At 60.3% G+C, this 1,106-nt stretch carries 1 protein-coding gene; it reads left to right on the top strand.

Annotated elements, in window-relative coordinates; all coding sequences use genetic code 11:
* A partial coding sequence (locus tag DXT59_RS10140) for a two-partner secretion domain-containing protein (RefSeq protein ID WP_476718429.1) occupies positions 1-1,106 on the top strand: 1,106 nt, incomplete at both ends.

Raw genomic sequence — 1,106 nt, 5'->3', positions numbered from 1 at the left:
CTCGGCACGCTTTCCGCCACCGGCAGCGTCTATTTGATCAATCCGCAAGGCGTCGTTATCGGTCGAAGCGGCGTGGTCTCGACTGGCGGCCGATTCATTGCGTCCACGCTCGATGTCGATAACACCGCGTTTATGAATGGCGGCGCCCTCACCTTCACGGGTACGCCGGGCTCCTCGAACAGCACTATCGTCAACCTCGGCAAGATCTCGTCAAGCCGCGGCGACGTGTTCCTTATCGCGAGTAACGAAGTCGATAACGTGGGCACCATCAGCACGCAGAACGGCTCCACCGAAATCGCCGCAGGGCAACAGGTCCTACTGCAAGACTCGACGAGCAGCCGGCAAGTGTTCGTGCAAAAAGGCAGCGGCGGCAAAGTCGTCAACCGAGGCGATATCGAAGCGGCACAGGTCAGCCTGCAAGCGGCCGATGGCAACGTGTATGCGTTGGCTGGTAATCACTCGGTGTTGCGCGCAACGGGTACCGCTACACGAGACGGTCATGTCTGGCTTACCGCCGGTACGGGCCGTGTGTGGTTGGACGGTACCGTCGAAGCACGCAACGCCGACGGTAGCGGCGGCACCTTAGACACCAATGCGACCACCTTACGCATCGCCGGTGGCCCCGCGGTAAAAACCAATCAATGGAATATCACCACACCGAGCTTCACGATCGACGCCTTGGCCGCACCGGTCTTCCAGAGCAATCTCGAGCGCGGCACGTCGATCAATCTGCAAACGACCGGTGCGGGCGGTACCAACGGTGATATCGATGTGGCTTCGAGCATCCATTGGACCGGCGCGGCATCGCTCACGCTCGCCGCCTATCACTCGATCACGATCGAAGCTGCCACCTATGTAAAAAACCGCGGCACCGGGAATTTGACGCTGCGGGCCGATTCGCAAGCGATCGACAATGGCGGCAGCGTGACGAACAACGGCACGATAGATTGGTCGGCGAGCCACGGCATCGTCAACGCTTTCTACGACATGAACGGCAGCTACAACCCGGGCAAGCTCATCGCCAATCGAGCATGGACCGCTCCGGCTTACAGCGGCCTCGTGACCCAGATCACCGGGTACAAGCTCGTCAATTCGTTGGCCGATCT

The sequence above is a fragment of the Trinickia diaoshuihuensis genome, from assembly GCF_003390925.1.
Classification (GTDB): Bacteria; Pseudomonadota; Gammaproteobacteria; order Burkholderiales; family Burkholderiaceae; genus Trinickia; species Trinickia diaoshuihuensis.
Note: the sequence above shows the minus strand (reverse complement) of the source record. Positions and strands in the feature narration are given on the sequence as shown.